Source organism: Streptomyces sp. NPDC050418, from assembly GCF_044458745.1.
GTDB lineage: Bacteria > Actinomycetota > Actinomycetes > Streptomycetales > Streptomycetaceae > Streptomyces.
The window spans coordinates 19,358-38,253 of sequence record NZ_JBITIG010000006.1; the positions used below are offsets into that span (position 1 = coordinate 19,358).

Sequence of the window (18,896 nt, forward strand, 5' to 3'; positions counted from 1 at the left end):
GGCCCTCGCGTACGTATGGAATCCAGGTGCGCTGCCTACTCGTTCGGCGCCCAGTAGTCGAAGAGCTTCGCCACGCCCGGCTCCAGGGACTTCCAGGAGCCCTTGAAGGTCAGCATCGCCATCGCCGAGGTCGGGAATCCGCGGCGGTTGAGCCGCGCCAGCACCTCGTCGTCGGCGGAGCCCGCGAGGATCTCGGTGAGGGCCTGCATCCCGGGGTTGTGGCCGATCAGGAGCAGATCCGCGACATCGTCCTGCGTCTCGTTGAGCACGGCGATCAGTTCGCCGGGCGAGGCCTCGTAGACCCGCTCCTCGTACACGGTCCGCGGGCGGTGCGGCAGCTCGCCGACGGCCAGCTTCCAGGTCTCGCGGGTGCGGGCGGCCGTGGAGCAGACGGCGAGGTCGAAGGCGATCCCGCTCTCCGCGAGCCGGCGGCCCACCGAAGGGGCGTCCTTGCGGCCCCGTTCGGCCAACGGCCTTTCGTGGTCGGAGATCTGGGGCCAGTCGGCCTTCGCGTGCCTGAGGAGGACAAGCCTGCGCGGTGTATCGACACTCATGTGTCCCAGCTTCGCACGAAACGCTCCCTGCGGCGCAGGGAGTTGACGGGCTCTCCCTCGAAGGATGACGGCCGGTTCACGGGACGGCGAAGAACGCGGAAGCGGTTCACGGGATGCGGAACATCAGCGCTTCCTTGAGGCGGCCGAGGAAGTCGCCGACGGCCGGGTCGCCGGTCGTGGCGTGCGCCTCGGCCGGATGCAGCACGATCATGAGCAGCGCGACGAAGGCGATCACGGGAAGGACGACGCCCCACCACGGAAGGCGGGTGCCGGCGTCACGGGCCTGCTGCGGGGAGCGGGTGTGCGCTGGGGCCGACATGACGCCTCCGGGTCTTCAGGTCTGGGTGGCCGCGTCCTCGCGGCGTACTCACAAACCTACGGAGGCCCGGGCCTCCAACCCATCCGGTGATCCACCCACTTGACCCTGACACCAGCCCCCTAGGGGATGGTGGTGCCAGCACCACCATGGGGCGCCACGGGGGCGGTCACGGTGAGGCGATCGTGGCGATGATCCCGATGACGACGGTGATCGCCATCATGGCGCCGAAGACGATGAGCAGCTTCTTCTGGCTGTTCTTGGGGTGCGGGTCGAGCACTGGCATACGGCCAGTCTCGCACCCTTTGCGCACTCCCCCGCCGCCGGGGTCACCCGGCAACGATGGTCAGGCCGCGCACTCGTCCTCGACGGTGCGCTGCCGTCCGGCCAGGATGCCGAAGACGATCTGCGGCACGAGGATCGCGCCCATGAGGACGATCGGCACCTCCCAGCCACCGGTGTGCTGGTAGAGGACGCCGACGAGCAGCGGTCCCGGGATCGACAGGAGATAGCCCGCGCTCTGCGCGAAGGCCGACAGCTGCACGACACCCGGACCGGTCCGGGCGCGCATCCCGACCATGGTGAGGGCCAGCGGGAACGAGCAGTTGGAGATGCCGAGCACCACGGCCCACACCCAGGCTCCGCCGGCGGGGGCGAGGTAGAGGCCGGTGTAGCCGATGAGTCCGCAGATGCCGAGCGCGGCGACGATGGGGCCCTGGTGGTTCATGCGGGCCGCGGTGCGCGGGATCACGAAGGACAGCGGGACTCCGACGGCCATGGTGATGGCCAGGAGCACACCGGCGGTCTCGGCGGAGACCCCGGCGTCGCGGAAGATCTGCGGCATCCAGCCCATCGTGATGTACGCGCCGGTGGCCTGGAGCCCGAAGAAGACGGCCAGCGCCCACGCCGTACCACTGCGCGTGATCCGCAGCTTCACCGCGGGCTGCGGCGCCTGCTCGGGGGAGGTGGCGACGGCGGGGTTACGGGGCCCTCGGAGCACCGGCAGCCACGGGATCACCGCGGCTGCGGCGAGCGCGGCCCACACGGCGAGGCCGGTCTGCCAGCTGCCGCCGAGCGCCTCCGTGACGGGGACGGTGATGGCGGCCGCGAGCGAGGTGCCCAGCGCGAGGGCCATCGAGTAGAGCCCGGTCATCGAGCCGACGCGCTGCGGGAACCACTCCTTGATGACGACGGGCATCAGGACGTTGGAGACGGCGATGCCCGCGAGCGCGAGGGCGCTGGTGGCGAGGAAGGCGGCGGTGCTGCCGGTGAACGGGCGCACCACGAGGCCGGCCGCGATGGCGGCCATGCCGCCGCAGACGACGGCCGCCGGGCCGAAGCGGCGGGCCAGGCGCGGGGCCAGGCTGCCGAAGACCGCGAAGCAGAGCGGCGGTACGGAGGTGAGGACACCGGCGACCGAGCCGCTCATGCCCAGGCCGACCCGTACCTCTTCGAGGAGGGCGCCGAGGCTGGTGATGGCGGGGCGCAGGTTGAGGGCGGCCAGGACGATGCCGGCGATCACGAAGGGCACGCCCCAGGTGCGCGCGGCCGAGGCGGGCTCGGGCTGCGCGAGGGGGGTCGCCGCGGAGGTGGCGGCGGGCGCCTCGGTCGGGGGCAGAACTGTCGACTTCTCACTGGCCATGAGAGCCATCATAGAATCATGGGATGATTGGTTGTCCAGTCGGTCCTGGTCACACCCGGTTCCGGCCCGGCGGTACGGTCAGGTCGACCGCCGCTTTCGTAGTTCTGCTGAAGGAAGAGCCATGGCCCTCTCGTCCCCGCGGCGCTCCGCGCTCGCCGACCAGGTGATCGCCGAGCTCAGGAACCAGATCACCTCGGGCGAGTGGCCGGTCGGCTCCCGCATCCCCACCGAGCCCGAGCTGGTCGAGCAGCTGGGCGTGGCGCGCAACACGGTGCGCGAGGCGGTGCGCGCGCTCGCGCACAACGGGCTCCTCGACATCCGCCAGGGCTCGGGCACGTACGTGGTGGCCACGAGCGAGCTGGCCGGGGTGATGCAGCAGCGCTTCGCGTCCGCCGATCCGCGGCACATCGCGGAGCTGCGCGCCACGCTGGAGTCCACGGCGGCGAAGCTGGCAGCGGGGCGGCGCACCGAGCGCGACCTGAAGCAGCTCGACGCGCTCCTGGACCGGCGTGAGCTGGCCTGGGAGTCCGGCGACCGCGAGACGTTCGTGGGCGCAGACGCGACCTTCCACCTGGCGGTCGTCTCGGCCGCGCACAACGACGTCCTGACCGAGCTGTACGCGGACCTCGGGGATGTGCTCCGCGGCTGGCTGCGGGACGACATCGGCGAGACCCTGCGGCCCGAGAACCACATGGACCACACCCGTCTCGTGGACGCGATCCGGAACGGGGACGCGCAGGCGGCGGCGGACGAGGCGGCGAGCTACCCGTTCATGTGCCGCCTGGAGCACTTCCGCCCGCGCTGATCAGCCTCGGGGCGCGCGGGCGTGGCTCACCCACGCGGAGCCGACGCCCTTCCAGCAGCGCCCGCTCAGCCGCACCGTCTGCGCGGGGCCCGTCGCGACCGGCGCGGCGTCCGTGTCGATGTCCCACCACTGCTCGCACTCGATGTGCAGCCGCACGTGGTCCGTCTCGGGATACGGGTTGTGGCAGTACGCGGTGACCCGGGACCCGTCGACGCCGGTACGGCAGTCGGCGCCGAAGGGACGCGGCTCGGGTGCGGGCTGCGCGGCGGCGGGTGCGGTGCCGGCGTGGCCCGGCAGCACGAGCAGCAGGCTCAGCCCCGCGAGGAGGGGCCCGTACCACCGCGGACTGCGCACCACTCGGAAGACCTCCTCGGCCGTACCGCGACCCGGCAGTCAACTGCCGCCGCGGCTGCACCTCAAGGGGGGAACTGGACTTCCACCGTGCGCCGTTCACCTCCCGCCCGCAGGCGGAGAGCGCCCGAACGGGCGAGGCCCCGCCTCCCGCGCGGTGCGGGAAACGGGGCCTCGGGGGTCCGTGAAGGCCGGGGCGTCACCGCCCTCGTACGGGAACTACGCGCCGATGGCGTGCAGACCGCCGTCCACGTGGATGATCTCGCCCGTCGTCTTCGGGAACCAGTCCGACAGCAGGGCCACGATCGCCTTGCCCGTCGGCTCCGGGTCCGTGAGCTCCCAGTTCAGGGGCGAGCGCGTGTCCCAGACCGAGGCCAGGTCGGAGAAGCCCGGGATGGACTTCGCGGCCATCGAGCCGAGCGGGCCGGCCGAGACGAGGTTGCAGCGGATGTTGTCCGGGCCGAGGTAGCGCGCCATGTAGCGGTTGGTCGCCTCCAGCGCGGCCTTCGCCGGGCCCATCCAGTCGTACTGCGGCCACGCGAACTGCGCGTCGAAGGTCAGGCCGACCACCGAGCCGCCGTCGGTCATCAGCGGCTTCAGGGCCATCGTCAGCGACTTCAGGGAGTACGCCGAGACGTGCATGGCCGTCGACACCGACTCGAAGGGAGTGTCGAGGAAGTTGCCGCCCAGGGCGTCCTGCGGCGCGAAGCCGATGGAGTGCACGACGCCGTCGAGACCGCCGAGGTCGGCGCGGACCTTGTCGGCGAGCGAGGCCATGTGCTCGTCGTTGGTGACGTCGAGCTCGATGACCGTGACCGGCTTCGGGAGCTTCTTGGCGATGCGCTCGGTCAGCGTCGGCCGGGGCCAGGCGGTGAGGATGATCTCCGCGCCCTGTTCCTGCGCCAGCTTCGCGGCGTGGAAGGCGATGGAGGACTCCATCAGCACACCGGTGATGAGGATCTTCTTGCCCTCGAGGATTCCAGCCATGGTGATCAGTGACCCATTCCCAGTCCGCCGTCAACCGGGATGACGGCACCAGTGATGTACGAAGCGTCGTCCGACGCGAGGAAGGCGACCGCCGCCGCGATCTCCGCCGGCTGCGCGTACCGGCCGAGCGGCACCTGCGAGACGATGCCGGCGCGCTGCTCGTCGGTGAGCACCTTGGTCATGTCGGTGTCGACGAAACCGGGCGCGACGACGTTGAAGGTGATGTTGCGCGAGCCCAGCTCACGGGCGAGCGAGCGGGCGAAGCCGACGAGGGCGGCCTTGGAGGCGGCGTAGTTGGCCTGGCCGGCCGAGCCGAGAAGGCCCACGACCGACGAGATCAGGACGACTCGGCCCTTCTTCGCGCGCAGCATGCCGCGGTTGGCGCGCTTCACGACACGGAAGGTGCCGGTGAGGTTGGTGTCGAGGACGGACGTGAAGTCGTCCTCGGACATGCGCATGAGGAGCTGGTCCTTGGTGACGCCGGCGTTGGCGACGAGCACCTCGACGGGACCGTGCTTCTCCTCGATCTCCTTGTAGGCCTGGTCCACCTGCTCGCTGTCGGTGATGTCGCACTTGACGGCGAGGAGACCCTGCTTCTCCAGCTCGGCGGGGTCGCCCGAGCGGTAAGTGATCGCGACCTTGTCGCCGGCCTCGGCGAACGCGAGGGCGATGGCGAGGCCGATGCCCCGGTTTCCTCCGGTGACGAGAACCGAGCGGCTCAACGGATCACCCTTTCGATAGTGGTCGGATACCCGGAAACTTATCTGGCCCGTCGTGGTTACGGAGAATCGGTCACCCACAGTGACCCGGAGCAGTCCCTGTCGGGTCCCTACAGAAAGGCTGGTGCTGAAGTGCCCCAAGCCCGTCACGTCCTCGACGCGACCTTCACCGCACTCCCGCTGCGCGCGCTCGCGGACGCCGCGCTGGCCCGGGCGCGTGCGCTCGGCGCCGACCACGCGGACTTCCGCTTCGAGCGGGTGCGCAGCGCCGCCTGGCGGCTGAGGGACGCGAAGCCGTCCGGTTCGTCGGACACGACGGACCTGGGCTATGCCGTCCGTGTGGTGCACGGCGGCAGCTGGGGGTTCGCCTCCGGTGTCGATCTGTCGATGGACGCGGCCGCGAAGGTCGCCTCGCAGGCCGTCGCCATGGCGAAGCTCTCCGCGCAGGTGATCGCCGCCGCCGGTTCGGACGAGCGGGTGGAGCTCGCGGCGGAGCCGGTCCATGCGGACAAGGAGTGGATCTCCTCGTACGAGATCAATCCCTTCGACGTGCCGGACGCCGAGAAGACCGGGCTGCTCGCCGACTGGAGTGCGCGGCTGCTCGCGGCGGAGGGCGTGGCGCATGTGGACGCCTCGCTCCTGACCGTGCAGGAGAACAAGTTCTACGCGGACACGGCGGGGACGGTGACCACCCAGCAGCGCGTGCGGCTGCATCCGCAGCTGACCGCGACGGCGGTGGACGAGCGGACCGGCGAGTTCGACTCGATGCGCACCATCGCACCGCCGGTCGGGCGCGGCTGGGAGTACCTCGGCAAGGAGGTGTGGGACTGGGACAAGGAGCTGGCGCAGATCCCGGAGTTCCTGGCCGAGAAGATGCGGGCGCCGAGTGTCGAGGCGGGGCGCTACGACCTGGTCGTCGACCCCTCGAACCTCTGGCTGACGATCCACGAGTCGATCGGCCACGCCACGGAGCTGGACCGTGCGCTCGGCTACGAGGCGGCGTACGCGGGCACGTCGTTCGCGACGTTCGACCAGCTCGGGAAGCTGGCGTACGGCTCCGAGATCATGAACGTGACCGGTGACCGCACGGCCGAGCACGGCCTCGCGACCATCGGGTTCGACGACGAGGGCGTGGCCGGGCAGTCCTGGGACCTGGTGAAGGACGGCACGCTCGTCGGCTACCAGCTGGACCGCCGGATCGCGAAGCTCACGGGCTTCGAGCGCTCCAACGGCTGCGCGTACGCGGACTCCCCGAGCCATGTGCCGGTGCAGCGGATGGCGAACGTCTCGCTGCAGCCCGCGCCCGAGGGGCCCTCGACGGACGAGCTGATCGCGGGGGTCGAACGCGGGATCTACGTGGTCGGCGACAGGTCCTGGTCGATCGACATGCAGCGGTACAACTTCCAGTTCACCGGGCAGCGGTTCTTCAGGATCGAGAACGGGCAGCTCGCGGGCCAGCTGCGCGATGTGGCGTACCAGGCGACGACCACCGACTTCTGGGGCTCGATGGCAGCGGTCGGCGGCCCCGACACGTATGTCCTCGGCGGAGCCTTCAACTGCGGCAAGGCGCAGCCGGGCCAGGTGGCGGCGGTCTCGCACGGCTGCCCCTCCGCACTCTTCCAGAACGTGAACATCCTCAACACGACGCAGGAGGCCGGTCGATGAGCTCTCGGACGCACCGTGGCAGCAAGCCGCACGAGATCGTCGAGCGGGCCCTGGACCTGTCCACCGCCGACGGGTGCGTGGTGATCGCCGACGAGGAGTCCAGCGCCAACCTGCGCTGGGCGGGCAACGCGCTCACCACGAACGGCGTCACACGCGGCCGCACCCTCACGGTCATCGCCACGGTCGACGGCAAGGAGGGCACGGCCTCCGGGGTCGTCTCGCGCTCGGCCGTCACCGCCGATGACCTGGAGGATCTCGTACGGGCCGCGGAGAAGGCGGCACGCGACGGTGAACCGGCCGAGGACGCCCGGGCGCTGGTGTCCGGCACGCCTGCCTCGCCGGGCTTCGCCGACTCCCCCGCCGAGACCTCGTCGGCCGTCTTCGGCGCGTTCGCCCCGGCCCTCGGCGAGGCCTTCGCACGGGCCCGCTCGGGCGGCCGTGAGCTGTACGGGTTCGCGCACCACGAGATGACATCGAGCTATGTCGGTACGTCGACAGGGCTGCGGCTGCGGCACGACCAGCCCAACGGGACGCTGGAGCTGAACGCCAAATCGCCGGACCGTACGCGCTCGGCGTGGGCGGGTCGCGCGACACGGGACTTCGCGGACGTGGACCCCGGAGCGCTCGACGCCGAACTCGCCCAGCGTCTCGGCTGGGCGGAGCGCCGCATCGAGCTGCCGGCCGGGCGCTACGAGACCCTGCTGCCGCCGACGGCGGTGGCGGATCTGCTGATCTACCAGTACTGGTCGTCGGCGGGCCGGGACGCGGTGGAGGGCCGGACCGTCTTCTCCAAGCCCGGCGGCGGCACCCGCATCGGCGACCGGCTCAGCGAACTGCCCCTGACCCTGCGCAGCGACCCGCGGGAGCCCGGTCTGGAGTCCGCTCCCTTCGTCATCGCGCACGCCTCGGGCGACACCTCGTCGGTCTTCGACAACGGTCTGCCGCTCGCGGCCACCGAGTGGATCCGCGAGGGCGAGCTCGCCCGGCTTGTCACGACGCGGCACAGCGCGGGCCTGACGGGACTGCCCCTCGCCCCGGACATCGACAACCTGGTCCTGGAGGGCGGCGGCGACCGCTCCCTCGACGAGATGGTCGCCGGGACCGAGCGCGGGCTGCTCCTGACCTGCCTCTGGTACATCCGCGAGGTCGACCCGGCGTCCCTGCTCCTGACCGGGCTCACGCGCGACGGCGTGTACCTCGTGGAGAACGGCGAGGTGGTCGGCGAGGTGAACAACTTCCGCTTCAACGAGTCCCCCGTCGACCTGCTCGGCCGCGCCACGGAGGCGGGCCGCACGGAGAAGACGCTGCCGCGCGAGTGGGGCGACTACTTCACCCGTGCCGCGATGCCGCCGCTGCGGGTGCCGGACTTCAACATGAGCTCGGTGAGCCAGGGCGTCTGACCCGGGCGGTGATCCTGCGGCGACGATCTTGAAGGGTGGAATCCGGTCGGCTCCTGGCCGCCGCCCCCATAGACTGGTGAAGCGCCTGCGGCGGACCGTGGGCGCTTCACCGCCTCCCGAGGAGATCCACCACCGTGACCGACATCGTCGACGAGCTGAAGTGGCGCGGCCTTTTCGCCCAGTCCACTGATGAAGACGCCCTGCGCAAGGCGCTCGCGGACGGCCCGGTCACGTATTACTGCGGCTTCGACCCGACCGCGGCGAGCCTGCACGTGGGCCACCTCGTCCAGGTCCTCACCCTGCGCCGGCTGCAGCAGGCCGGGCACCGGCCGCTGGCCCTCGTGGGCGGCGCCACCGGCCAGATCGGCGACCCGCGCCCGACCGCGGAGCGCACGCTGAACGACCCGGCGGTCATCGCCGAGTGGGTGCAGCGGCTGCGCTCGCAGATCGAGCCGTTCCTCGACTTCGAGGGCGAGAACGCGGCGCAGATGGTGAACAACCTGGACTGGACCGCGGGCATGTCCGCGATCGAGTTCCTGCGCGACATCGGCAAGCACTTCCGCGTCAACAAGATGCTCACCAAGGACTCGGTGGCCCGCCGCCTGGAGTCCCAGGAGGGCATCAGCTACACGGAGTTCAGCTACCAGCTCCTGCAGGGCATGGACTTCCTGGAGCTGTACCGGCGCCACGGCTGTGTCATCCAGCAGGGCGGCTCGGACCAGTGGGGCAACCTGACGGCCGGCATCGACCTGATCCACCGGATGCACCCCGAGGCCGAGGTGCACTGCTACTCGACGCCGCTGATGGTGAAGTCGGACGGCACCAAGTTCGGCAAGACCGAGGGCGGCGCCATCTGGCTCGACCCGGAGATGACGACGCCGTACGCGTTCTACCAGTTCTGGCTGAACACGGACGACCGTGACATCTCCACGTACATGCGCATCCTCAGCTTCAAGTCCCGCGAGGAGCTGGAGGAGCTGGAGAAGCTCACCGAGGAGCGGCCGCAGGCCCGGGCCGCGCAGCGCGCGCTCGCCGAGGAACTGACCACGCTGGTGCACGGCGCCGACCAGTGCGCCGCGGTCATGAACGCGTCCAAGGCGCTGTTCGGCCAGGGCGAGCTGGGTGACCTCGACGCGGCCACCCTGGCCGCCGCGCTGTCCGAGGTGCCGCACGCGCAGGTCACCGAGCTGCGCCCGGTCGTGGACCTGTTCGCGGAGGTCGGCCTCGTGGCGTCGAAGTCGGCCGCCCGGCGCACCGTCAAGGAGGGCGGCGCGTACGTGAACAACGTGAAGGTCGCCGGCGAGGACGCGGTCCCCGCCGCTCAGGACCTGCTGCACGGCCGCTGGCTGGTGCTGCGGCGCGGCAAGAAGAACCTGGCGGCGATCGAGGTCGTCGCGGGCTGATCGAGGTCGTCGCGGGCTGACGCACGCACATGAGGGGCCGGTCCGTATGGACCGGCCCCTCATGCGTGTACCGAAGGCTCAGGTGGCCTGTCTGCTGCCGCCCTTGACCGCCTTGTAGATCATGTCGCCCAGGAAGACGAGCACGACGGCCGCAGCGATCTGCAGCGCGTGCCGGCCCCAGTCGATACCGCGGGTCTCGTCGATGCCGAAGCCCGCCGCGAGGGAGTTGCCGGCCACACCGCCGATGATGCCGAGGATGGTGGTCATCCACAGCGGCATGTGCTGCTTTCCGGGCAGGATCGCCTTCGCGAGCAGACCCAGTACAAATCCCACAATGATCGCCCACAACCAGCCCATGACCGCCTCCTCATATGCGCACGGGTGAGCAGTACCGCCAGTCTCCGTCCCTCGGCCATACGGCGCATGTCGGGCACCCCCATACGGGGTACGGCGCAGTGGATCCGCCCCGGCGGCGACCGCCCCGGTCTCGAAGGCTGCGCAGGCCCGGCGTACCGTGGAGCCGTGTCCGGTCCGGGGAGAGTCCGGCAGCAGAGCGGGTGGTGGAACGTGATGCGGAAGCAGAGCACAGCGGGCGGGACCGAGGTCTTCCGGATCACGGGAGCGCGCCAGTCCCTCGCGGACGACGTCCGGGGCAGGCAGCGCCGCTACGTGATCTCCATGTCGATCCGGACGCTGTCGGTGATTCTCGCGGCCGTCCTGTGGAACGTGGAGCGGCATGTCGCCATCGTGGCGCTCGCCGCGGGTGTGCTGCTCCCCTACATCGCCGTCGTGATCGCCAACGCCGGGCGGGAGAACGTCCCTTCGCTGCCGTCGACCTTCGTCGCGGCGCCCGTGCGGCCGATGCTGCCGCCGCCCTCCGCACCCGATCCGGCGGAATCCGTCCCGGAATCCGCGGGGCAGGAGACACAGGAGGGCTCGGGCAGCCGAACCTGACCTGCACCGGTCTGCAAAGCTCAAGAAAAGCTCAGATCAATCATGTAGTTCCGGTGCACCGCACGGGGTCCCCCGTGACATACTTCGTACGCGCTCCGCATCCCCCGTCGGAGCGACAGACCGACGCCGGGCAGCTCCCCCCGTGGCTGCTCGGCGTCGCCTTTTCCGCAGCGTTTAGGGTTGAGGCGTGATCCTCCCCGAACCTTCCATCGACACCCCGCAGTGCTCCGCCAAGGGCTGCCGGACCGCCGCGGTCTGGGTCCTCGCGTGGAACAACCCGAAGGTGCACACGCCGGAGCGCCGCAAGACCTGGCTCGCGTGTGAGGAGCACCGCGAGCACCTGTCCCAATTCCTGGGCGTGCGCGGGTTCTTGAAGGATGTCGTACGGCTCTCCGACTGGGACGCCGCGCAGGAGAGCGACTAGCCGCCGATTTGACGAGCGGCTAGCCGCCGATCGCGGACATGGGGCGGGCGGGCTGAAGGAACGTGGGGTCGTCCAGACCAGAACCGGCCTTCTTGCCCCACATCGCCAGCTTCCACAGCCGGGCGACCTCTTCGTCCGAGGAGTCCTCGGCGCGCAGGGCCGCGCGCAGATCGGTCTCCTCGGTGGCGAACAGACAGGTGCGCACCTGGCCGTCGGCCGTCAGGCGCGTCCGGTCGCAGGCGCGGCAGAACGGGCGGGTGACCGAGGCGATCACGCCCACGGTGTGCGGGCCGCCGTCGACGATCCAGCGCTCGGCCGGGGCGGAGCCGCGCTCGTCCTGGCCCTCCTCGGTGAGCGAGAAGCGGGTGCGCAGCGACTGCAGGATGTCACCGGCCGTGATCATCCCGTCGCGCTTCCAGCCGTGCTGGGCGTCCAGCGGCATCTGCTCGATGAACCGCAGCTCGTAGTCGTTCTCCATCGCCCAGGCGAGGAGGTCGGGGGCCTCGTCGTCGTTGAGGCCGGGCATCAGGACCGCATTGACCTTGACCGGGGTCAGACCGGCGTCGCGGGCGGCGGCCATGCCGTCGAGCACGTCCTGGTGGCGGTCGCGGCGGGTGAGCGTCTTGAAGACGTCGGGGCGCAGGGTGTCGAGCGAGACGTTCACCCGGTCCAGGCCCGCCGCCTTGAGGGCGGTGGCGGTGCGCTTGAGGCCGATGCCGTTGGTGGTCAGGGACATCTTGGGGCGCGGCCCGAGGGCCGCGACGCGCTCGACGATGCCGACGATCCCGGGGCGCAGCAGCGGCTCACCGCCGGTGAAGCGGACCTCTTCGACGCCGAGCTGTGTGACGGCGATACGGATCAGCCGGACGATCTCGTCGTCGGTGAGCAGGTCGGGCTTGGCCAGCCACTGCAGGCCCTCTTCGGGCATGCAGTAGGTGCACCGCAGATTGCACCGGTCCGTGAGCGAGACCCGGAGATCGGTGGCCACGCGGCCGAACGTGTCGATGAGCACGTGGGGCCCCTCCCTTGGCGATGCGGCTGGAACTGGCTTCTGTATACGAGCCTACGCGAGGGGGCTGACAGGTATCAGGGTGTTGATCGCACGACGACCGGTACGGCCGCGTCGTAGAGACCTACGACGCGGCCGTGACCCGTGCGGACCGGAGCGCCGTCAGTGGGCGCCGGTGCCGGTGAGCGAGCGGACCTCGAGCTCCGCGTACTTGCCGGTGTCGGGCTCCTCCTTGGACAGGACGGTGCCAAGCCAGCCCATCAGGAAGCCGAACGGGATGGAGATCAGACCCGGGTTCTTCAGCGGGAACCAGGCGAAGTCCACGTCCGGGAACATCGCCTTCGGGTCGCCGGAGACGACCGGCGAGAAGAGCACCAGGCCGACGGCGACGATCAGACCACCGTAGATCGACCACAGGGCGCCCTGGGTGGTGAACCGCTTCCAGAACAGGCTGTAGAGGATCGTCGGCAGGTTCGCCGAGGCCGCCACGGCGAAGGCGAGGGCGACGAGGCCGGCGACGTTGAGGTCGCGGGCCAGGGCGCCGAGCAGGATGGACACCGCGCCGATGCCGATGGTGGCGAGCTTCGCGGCGCGCATCTCCTCCTTCTCGGTGGCCTTGCCGCGCTTGATGACGTTGGCGTAGATGTCATGCGCGAACGAGGACGAGGACGCGAGGGTGAGGCCCGCGACCACGGCCAGGATGGTGGCGAAGGCGACAGCGGAGATCACGGCGAGCAGGATCGCGCCCCAGGCCGAGTCGGTGCCGCCCAGGTGCAGGGCGAGCAGCGGGGCCGCCGTGTTCCCGGACGGGTTGGACGCGATGATCTCGTCCGGCTTGATGAGGGCCGCCGCGCCGAAGCCGAGCGCGATGGTCATCAGGTAGAAGCCGCCGATGATGCCGATCGCCCAGTTCACGGACTTACGGGCGGCCTTGGCGTTGGGCACCGTGTAGAAGCGGATCAGGATGTGCGGCAGACCGGCGGTGCCGAGCACCAGGGCGATGCCGAGCGAGATGAAGTCGAGCTTGGTGGTCGCGTCCGCTCCGTACTGCAGCCCGGGCTCCAGGAAGGCGTCGCCCTTGCCGCTGTTCTCGGCGGCGGTGCCGAGCAGGTCGGAGATGTTGAAGTTGAACTTGAGCAGCACCAGGAAGGTGATGAGGATCGTGCCGCCGATCAGGAGCACGGCCTTGACCATCTGGACCCAGGTGGTGCCCTTCATGCCGCCGATGGACACGTAGACGATCATCAGGACGCCGACCAGGGCGACGATGCCGATCTTGCCCGCGTCCGAGGTGATGCCGAGGAGCAGCGAGACGAGCACACCGGCGCCTGCCATCTGCGCGAGCAGATAGAAGATCGAGACGACGATGGTCGAGGTGCCGGCGGCAGTCCGCACGGGACGCTGCCGCATGCGGTACGCGAGGACGTCGCCCATCGTGTAGCGGCCGGAGTTGCGCAGCGGCTCGGCGACCAGGAGCAGCGCCACCAGCCAGGCGACGAGGAAGCCGATGGAGTACAGGAAGCCGTCGTAGCCGAAGAGCGCGATGGCGCCCGCGATACCGAGGAACGACGCGGCCGACATGTAGTCGCCGGAGACGGCGAGTCCGTTCTGGAACGCGGTGAACGACCGTCCGCCCGCGTAGAAGTCGGAGGCGTCCTTGGTCTGCCGTCCGGCCCAGATCGTGATGCCGAGGGTCGCGAGGACGAACGCCCCGAACAGCGAGATGATCAGCGGCCGGTGTTCGCTGGCCTCGTTGGCCGCGAGCAGGGTGTCACCCATCGCGGACTGGATCATGGGGCTCATGCGCCGCCCTCCATACGGGACTTGATCGCCTCGGCCTTGGGGTCGAGCTTGGCGGCGGCGTGCCGCGAGTACCACCAGGCGATGAGGAACGTGGTGAGGAACTGGGCGATGCCGAACACGAAGGCGACGTTGATGTTGCCGAAGAGCTTGGCGCCCATGAAGCCGCCCGCGTAGTTCGAGAGCAGCACGTACAGCAGGTACCAGGTGGTGAACGCGATCGTGAGCGGGAACGCGAAGGAGCGGTAGGACCGGCGCAGTTCACCGAACTCCGCGCTCTCCTGGACCTCCAGGAAGGCCTCGGTCGACGGCGTTACGGGTTCTGGCCCGCCTTTGGCGGGCGGTGGTGCGTCGGTGGCCACGGGGACTCCTTGCGCGACGGAAGCGGTGGATGGGGACATTCGACCTCGCTGTGAACAGGGACCACTCCGGCCGGGAGGGCGAGTCGGTGACCTCCCCGGGGTGATCCGGCAGGGGGCTGATGCTGGCTTCTCCCCCTGCCAACCGCACGGCGACGCGCGCGTTGTGGTTCAACGCCCCACCCGGCCAGTCGGAAACTTTTCCGCCCACTCACCCCGCTCCCATTGCTCGGCCGACATGCCGGGCGCTAGCTTCACGTTCGTTGTACGCGCCAACAGCCCTGCCTATTACGGCAGTTGGGGCATAAAGGCGCACCGAACCAAGCAAATCCCTCACAACGGATGAAGTGGAGATCCCATGACTCATCTGCGTTCCAGACGGCGTCGTCTCGTCGCCCCGCTGGGCCTGGTCCTCACACTGGCCACGCTCGGCGTCGCACCCGCGGCCCAGGCCGCGGCTCCGGCCGACGTTCCGACGGCTTCGACGCAGACCGGTCCGAAGTTGCCGTATGTGGTGAACACGCGGACGGACCACCGCACGATCTCCTCCGTGGAGAAGGCGATAGCCAAGGCCGGTGGTGAGGTCGTCATCACCTACCGGCAGATAGGCGTGATCGTCGTCCACTCGACGAACCCCTCGTTCGGCGAGCAGATACGCAAGGTGCGCGGCGTGCAGAGCGCGGGCGCGACCCGCACCGCGCCGCTCGCGCCCGCGGGCATCACCCGCGAGGGCTCCGTCCAGGAGCTCACGCCGGAGGATGCCGCGAAGATCACTGCGCAGGCGGGCAAGGGCCAGGAGCCCCTGGAGCCCGAGCAGTGGGATCTCCGTGCGATCGGCGCGGACAAGGCCGCGAAGATCAACGACGGCAGCCGGAGGGTCACGGTCGGTGTCATCGACACCGGTGTGGATGACACCCACCCGGACCTCGCGCCGAACTTCTCGGCCTCGCAGTCCGCCAACTGTGTCGGCGGCAAGCCCGACACGTCCCCCGGCGCCTGGCGCCCGGCCGACCCCTCGCACGACCACGGCACCCACGTGGCGGGCGAGATCGCGGCCGCGCGCAACGGCATCGGTGTCGCGGGTGTGGCGCCCGGTGTGAAGGTCGCGGGCATCAAGGTGGCCGAGCCGGACACCCAGCTGTTCTTCCCGGAGTCCGTGGTCTGCGCGTTCGTCTTCGCCGCGGACAAGGGCATCGAGATCACCAACAACAGCTATTACGTGGACCCCTGGCTGTACAACTGCATGAACGACCCGGACCAGCGGGCGATCGTCGACGCGGTCAACCGGTCCCAGCTGTACGCACAGCGCAAGGGCACCCTCAACGTCGCGGCCGCGGGCAACTCCAACCACGACCTCGACTCGGACGCGATCGTGGACGACTCCAGCCCGGACGACGTCGAGACGCCCCAGACGCGCACCATCGACCCGCACGAGTGCTTCGACATCCCGACCCAGCTGCCGGGTGTCGTGACGGTCAGCTCGGTGGGCGTCAAGGGCACCAAGTCGTACTTCTCCACGTACGGCAAGGGCGTCATCGACGTCGCGGCGCCGGGTGGCGACAAGTACCAGATCCCGGACACCCCGCTGAAGAACGGCCGCATCCTGTCGACCGTGCCGGGCGGCGGCTGGGACTACATGCAGGGCACCTCGATGGCGTCGCCGCACGCCTCGGGCGTGGCCGCGCTCCTCAAGAGCGAGTACCCGTGGGCGAGCCCCAAGCAGCTGCAGGCGATGCTCAAGGCGCAGGCCGACAACCCGGGCTGCCCGACGGCTCCGTACGACGGTGACGGCGACGGTGTCGTGGACGCGTGGTGCAAGGAGGGCAAGCGCACCAACGGGTTCTTCGGGGCCGGAGTGGTGAACGCCCTGGACGCGGTGAAGTAGCAGTACCGCACGAACCGCCGGTACGCCTTCGCGCGGCCGGCATCCGAAGGACCGCACGGGCGCGCCCCTCCTCCCGAGGGGCGGGCCCGTGCGCATGTGTGGGCGCCACTGCGGTGAGCGCCACCGCTGTGAGTGCCACCGCACCTCCCGCCCGGCCCGTCATCCGTTCCCGCCTCCGGAGGCCCCGTTGAACGCGTCGCCGACTCCCCTCTCCATCGACCCGCTGGTCCAGGACCTCGACGGCGAGACCGCCCGGCTGCGCGCGGCCGGGCCGATCGTGCGGATCGATCTGCTCGGCGCGCCCGCGTGGACCGTCACCTCGCACACCGTGGCGCGGCGGCTGCTCACGGATGCGCGCCTGGTCAAGGACATCAACCAGTGGGGGCTCTTCACCTCGGGGCAGGTCACCCATGACTGGCCGTTGATCGGCATGGTCGACGTACCGCCGTCGATGTTCACGACGGACGGCGCCGAGCACCGGCGGCTGCGCACGAAGATCGCGCAGGCGCTGACCGCGCGCCGCGTCGAGGATCTGCGGCCGGTCATCGAGGGGTACACCGAGCAGCTCCTCGACGCCATGGCCGGGCAGGCCAAGAGCGCGCCAGGCGGGGTGGTGGACCTGAAGCCGGCGTTCGCGGGGCCGCTGCCGATGTCCGTGGTCTGCCATCTGATGGGCGTCGCGGAGGCGGAGATACCCCGGCAGATGCGGCTGTGGAAGGCCTTCTTCTCGATGCTGACGCCGCAGGACGAGCGGCTCGCGGTGATGGCGGAGATCTACGGGATCTTCCTCAAGATGGTCGAGGAGAAGAAGGCCGCGCCCGGCGACGACCTGACCAGCGCGCTGATCCTGGCCGACGAGGGCGGCGCGCCGATGAGCCGCGAGGAGATCGCCGGCAATCTGCAGTCGATGATCGCGGCCGGTCACGAGACCACGATCGCGCTGATCCTGAGTGCGGTACGGGGCCTGCTCACCCACCCCGCCCAGCTGGAGCTCGTGCTCGGCGGGAGCGTTTCGTGGGAGGCCGTGATCGAGGAGGCGCTGCGCTGGGACCCGCCGGTCACGCATCTGCTGATGCGCTTCGCGACCGAGGACGTGGTGGTCGACGAAGCGGGCGGCTTCGTGATCGAGAAGGGCGAGGGCGTCGTCATGTCCTACCGGGCGATCGGCCGCGACACCTCCTTCTACGGCGACGACGCGGACTCCTTCGACATCACCCGTACCGACGCCGCCCGCAACGTCGCCTTCGGCCACGGCCCGCACATCTGCCCCGGTGCGGCGCTCTCGCGCCTGGAAGCGGCCATCGCGCTGCCCGCGCTCTTCGCGCGCTTCCCGTCGCTGCGGCTGGCGGTCCCCGCGCAGGAGCTGCGCAAGGCGCCGGTCCTGACGCAGAACGACCTTGAGGCGCTGCCCGTGGTCCTCGAAGGCTGAGCAGATCGTGGGTCCGTGGCCGCTGACCGGGGGCGACGTACGGGTGGCTCCGGGCCGACCTGCACCGTCAACCGTTGCAACAATCACACTGTTCCGGTCAAAATCGATCAATGACCGTATCCCGCCCCTCCGTTGCGGCCGCCCCGGCCGAAGAATCAGACGGCAGCATGGGAACTGACGCTCCGTCGGCTCCCGAGCGCAGGTCCGCGCTGCGCCGCGGCGCAGCCGTGCTCGTCCTGCTGCTGCTCGCCGCCCTGGTGCCGCTGCTCGGCCCCGATCTCGCGCTGTACGAATCGGGCGAGGCGACCCCGCCGGGAATCGGCATGGTCACGGCGTTGCGGATGGTCATGTTCGCCGCCCTGTGCGTGCTCGCCGGGCAGGCCGCCGACGGCTGGCTGACCCGCCGGGTGCCCGGGGCGCCCGAGCCGCGGCCCGTGAACTGGTCGGTGATGGCGGCGTTCGTCGGCGCCGTCGCCGCGGTGGGTCTCGCGCTGATCGTCGCCAACGGCAACATCCCGCCGGACTCCCTGGCCGAGCTGCGGCCGGGGCGGCTGTGGCAGACGACGGACGGGCGCCTGGCGCTCCTGGAGGTCAACGCGTTCATCGCCGCCGGCTACTGCGCCCAGTCCCGCCGCCCCGGCAGCGCGTTCCTGCCGCTCGTGGTGCTCGCGGCGGCGGAGGCGCTGCGGGCGCACCCGAATATCGGCCCCGAGGAAGACCCGCTGATCGGCAGCGCGCTGACCTTTGTCCACCTCACGTCGGCCGCGCTCTGGGCGGGCGGACTGCTCCATGTGCTGCGGACGCTGCGGCTGTGGCGGGCCCGGCCTGCGCCCTCGGCCGCGCTGCTCGGCCTGTACGCGCGGGTCGCGGCCGTGCTGTTCGCCGCGATCACGGCGTCGGGCATCTGCTCGACGCTGCGCAAGCTGCCGCTCGACTCGCTGCTGACCACCGCGTACGGTCGCGTGCTCTTCGCCAAGCTGCTGCTCGTGGTGGTGATCGCGGGCCTCGCCGTCACCGCCCGGGCCCGCCTCGGACGCGGCGGTGCGGTGGCCGCCGCGGTGCCCGCGCGGGCGGAGGTCGTGGTGCTCGGCCTCGCGGTCGCGGTGTCGGCTCTGCTCACCGCGGTGCCGGCGCCGATCTGGTGGGACCGGCCGCTGTGGGGGTGACGGCGAGAAGGGCGGCCCCGTGACGGCG

20 protein-coding genes are annotated in these 18,896 nt (G+C 70.4%); 9 read left to right on the plus strand and 11 right to left on the minus strand.

Annotated features, from left to right (window positions below; translation table 11 throughout):
- Positions 1 to 35: 35 nt before the first annotated feature.
- The 4 genes from ACIBI4_RS15330 to ACIBI4_RS15345 form a co-directional block, all read right to left on the minus strand.
- The gene (locus tag ACIBI4_RS15330) at positions 36 to 554 is read right to left on the minus strand and encodes a SixA phosphatase family protein (protein WP_399204347.1); all 519 of its coding nucleotides are present in this window, start codon (positions 552 to 554) and stop codon (positions 36 to 38) included.
- 106 nt (positions 555 to 660) lie between these two features.
- On the minus strand, positions 661 to 873 hold the full coding sequence (locus ACIBI4_RS15335) for a hypothetical protein (RefSeq protein WP_399204348.1): 213 nt from the start codon (positions 871 to 873) through the stop codon (positions 661 to 663).
- Positions 874 to 1,039: 166 nt separating this feature from the next.
- Complete coding sequence (locus ACIBI4_RS15340; RefSeq protein WP_399204349.1) at positions 1,040 to 1,156, minus strand: SGM_5486 family transporter-associated protein; 117 nt, start codon at positions 1,154 to 1,156, stop codon at positions 1,040 to 1,042.
- 60 nt (positions 1,157 to 1,216) lie between these two features.
- On the minus strand, positions 1,217 to 2,512 hold the full coding sequence (locus ACIBI4_RS15345) for a CynX/NimT family MFS transporter (protein WP_399204350.1): 1,296 nt from the start codon (positions 2,510 to 2,512) through the stop codon (positions 1,217 to 1,219).
- A 121-nt stretch (positions 2,513 to 2,633) separates the two neighbouring features.
- Between ACIBI4_RS15345 and ACIBI4_RS15350 the strand changes: the two genes are divergently transcribed.
- The gene (locus ACIBI4_RS15350) at positions 2,634 to 3,317 is read left to right on the plus strand and encodes a FadR/GntR family transcriptional regulator (protein ID WP_399204351.1); all 684 of its coding nucleotides are present in this window, start codon (positions 2,634 to 2,636) and stop codon (positions 3,315 to 3,317) included.
- Here the strand turns inward: ACIBI4_RS15350 and ACIBI4_RS15355 are convergent, their stop codons facing one another.
- The 3 genes from ACIBI4_RS15355 to fabG all read right to left on the minus strand — a co-directional run bounded on the left by ACIBI4_RS15355 (position 3,318) and on the right by fabG (position 5,377).
- Positions 3,318 to 3,671 carry a hypothetical protein gene (locus ACIBI4_RS15355; RefSeq protein WP_399204352.1) on the minus strand — a complete coding sequence of 118 codons (354 nt, stop codon included), beginning with the start codon at positions 3,669 to 3,671 and terminating at the stop codon, positions 3,318 to 3,320.
- A 216-nt stretch (positions 3,672 to 3,887) separates the two neighbouring features.
- Entirely contained in the window at positions 3,888 to 4,655 is a 768-nt protein-coding gene (gene fabI, locus ACIBI4_RS15360; RefSeq protein ID WP_399204353.1) for an enoyl-ACP reductase FabI, read from the minus strand.
- A 5-nt stretch (positions 4,656 to 4,660) separates the two neighbouring features.
- Positions 4,661 to 5,377 carry a 3-oxoacyl-[acyl-carrier-protein] reductase gene (gene fabG / locus ACIBI4_RS15365; RefSeq protein ID WP_399204354.1) on the minus strand — a complete coding sequence of 239 codons (717 nt, stop codon included), beginning with the start codon at positions 5,375 to 5,377 and terminating at the stop codon, positions 4,661 to 4,663.
- Between the two features lie 129 nt (positions 5,378 to 5,506).
- Between fabG and ACIBI4_RS15370 the strand changes: the two genes are divergently transcribed.
- The 3 genes from ACIBI4_RS15370 to tyrS all read left to right on the plus strand — a co-directional run bounded on the left by ACIBI4_RS15370 (position 5,507) and on the right by tyrS (position 9,842).
- On the plus strand, positions 5,507 to 7,039 hold the full coding sequence (locus ACIBI4_RS15370) for a TldD/PmbA family protein (protein WP_399204355.1): 1,533 nt from the start codon (positions 5,507 to 5,509) through the stop codon (positions 7,037 to 7,039).
- A complete protein-coding gene (locus ACIBI4_RS15375; protein WP_399204356.1) occupies positions 7,036 to 8,439 on the plus strand; it encodes a metallopeptidase TldD-related protein in 1,404 nt (467 codons plus the stop codon). The genes ACIBI4_RS15370 and ACIBI4_RS15375 overlap by 4 nt, the downstream gene beginning before the upstream one ends.
- A gap of 134 nt (positions 8,440 to 8,573) precedes the next feature.
- On the plus strand, positions 8,574 to 9,842 hold the full coding sequence (tyrS, locus tag ACIBI4_RS15380; protein WP_399204357.1) for a tyrosine--tRNA ligase: 1,269 nt from the start codon (positions 8,574 to 8,576) through the stop codon (positions 9,840 to 9,842).
- Positions 9,843 to 9,920: 78 nt separating this feature from the next.
- Here tyrS and ACIBI4_RS15385 read toward each other — a convergent pair whose 3' ends face one another.
- Entirely contained in the window at positions 9,921 to 10,199 is a 279-nt protein-coding gene (locus ACIBI4_RS15385) for a GlsB/YeaQ/YmgE family stress response membrane protein (RefSeq protein WP_399204359.1), read from the minus strand.
- A gap of 213 nt (positions 10,200 to 10,412) precedes the next feature.
- Between ACIBI4_RS15385 and ACIBI4_RS15390 the strand changes: the two genes are divergently transcribed.
- Entirely contained in the window at positions 10,413 to 10,796 is a 384-nt protein-coding gene (locus ACIBI4_RS15390; RefSeq protein WP_399204360.1) for a DUF3099 domain-containing protein, read from the plus strand.
- A 187-nt stretch (positions 10,797 to 10,983) separates the two neighbouring features.
- The gene (locus tag ACIBI4_RS15395) at positions 10,984 to 11,220 is read left to right on the plus strand and encodes a hypothetical protein (protein ID WP_399204361.1); all 237 of its coding nucleotides are present in this window, start codon (positions 10,984 to 10,986) and stop codon (positions 11,218 to 11,220) included.
- Between the two features lie 19 nt (positions 11,221 to 11,239).
- On the opposite strand, the gene moaA is transcribed toward ACIBI4_RS15395, so the two are convergent.
- The 3 genes from moaA to ACIBI4_RS15410 form a co-directional block, all read right to left on the minus strand.
- Positions 11,240 to 12,232, minus strand: a complete 993-nt coding sequence (gene moaA / locus ACIBI4_RS15400) for a GTP 3',8-cyclase MoaA (protein WP_399204362.1) — start codon at positions 12,230 to 12,232, stop codon at positions 11,240 to 11,242.
- A 159-nt stretch (positions 12,233 to 12,391) separates the two neighbouring features.
- Entirely contained in the window at positions 12,392 to 14,023 is a 1,632-nt protein-coding gene (locus tag ACIBI4_RS15405) for a cation acetate symporter (RefSeq protein ID WP_399204807.1), read from the minus strand.
- A gap of 5 nt (positions 14,024 to 14,028) precedes the next feature.
- Positions 14,029 to 14,391: a DUF485 domain-containing protein gene (locus ACIBI4_RS15410; RefSeq protein WP_399204363.1), complete on the minus strand. Its 363-nt coding sequence runs from the start codon at positions 14,389 to 14,391 to the stop codon at positions 14,029 to 14,031.
- Between the two features lie 355 nt (positions 14,392 to 14,746).
- Between ACIBI4_RS15410 and ACIBI4_RS15415 the strand changes: the two genes are divergently transcribed.
- The 3 genes from ACIBI4_RS15415 (at position 14,747) to ACIBI4_RS15425 (ending at position 18,868) form a co-directional block, all read left to right on the plus strand.
- Positions 14,747 to 16,273 (plus strand): S8 family serine peptidase, encoded by a 1,527-nt coding sequence (locus tag ACIBI4_RS15415; protein WP_399204364.1) that lies wholly within the window; start codon positions 14,747 to 14,749, stop codon positions 16,271 to 16,273.
- Positions 16,274 to 16,460: 187 nt separating this feature from the next.
- Positions 16,461 to 17,702, plus strand: coding sequence for a cytochrome P450 (locus tag ACIBI4_RS15420; RefSeq protein ID WP_399204365.1), 1,242 nt, complete (start codon positions 16,461 to 16,463; stop codon positions 17,700 to 17,702).
- A gap of 167 nt (positions 17,703 to 17,869) precedes the next feature.
- Entirely contained in the window at positions 17,870 to 18,868 is a 999-nt protein-coding gene (locus ACIBI4_RS15425; RefSeq protein ID WP_399204366.1) for a CopD family protein, read from the plus strand.
- Positions 18,869 to 18,896: the final 28 nt, after the last annotated feature.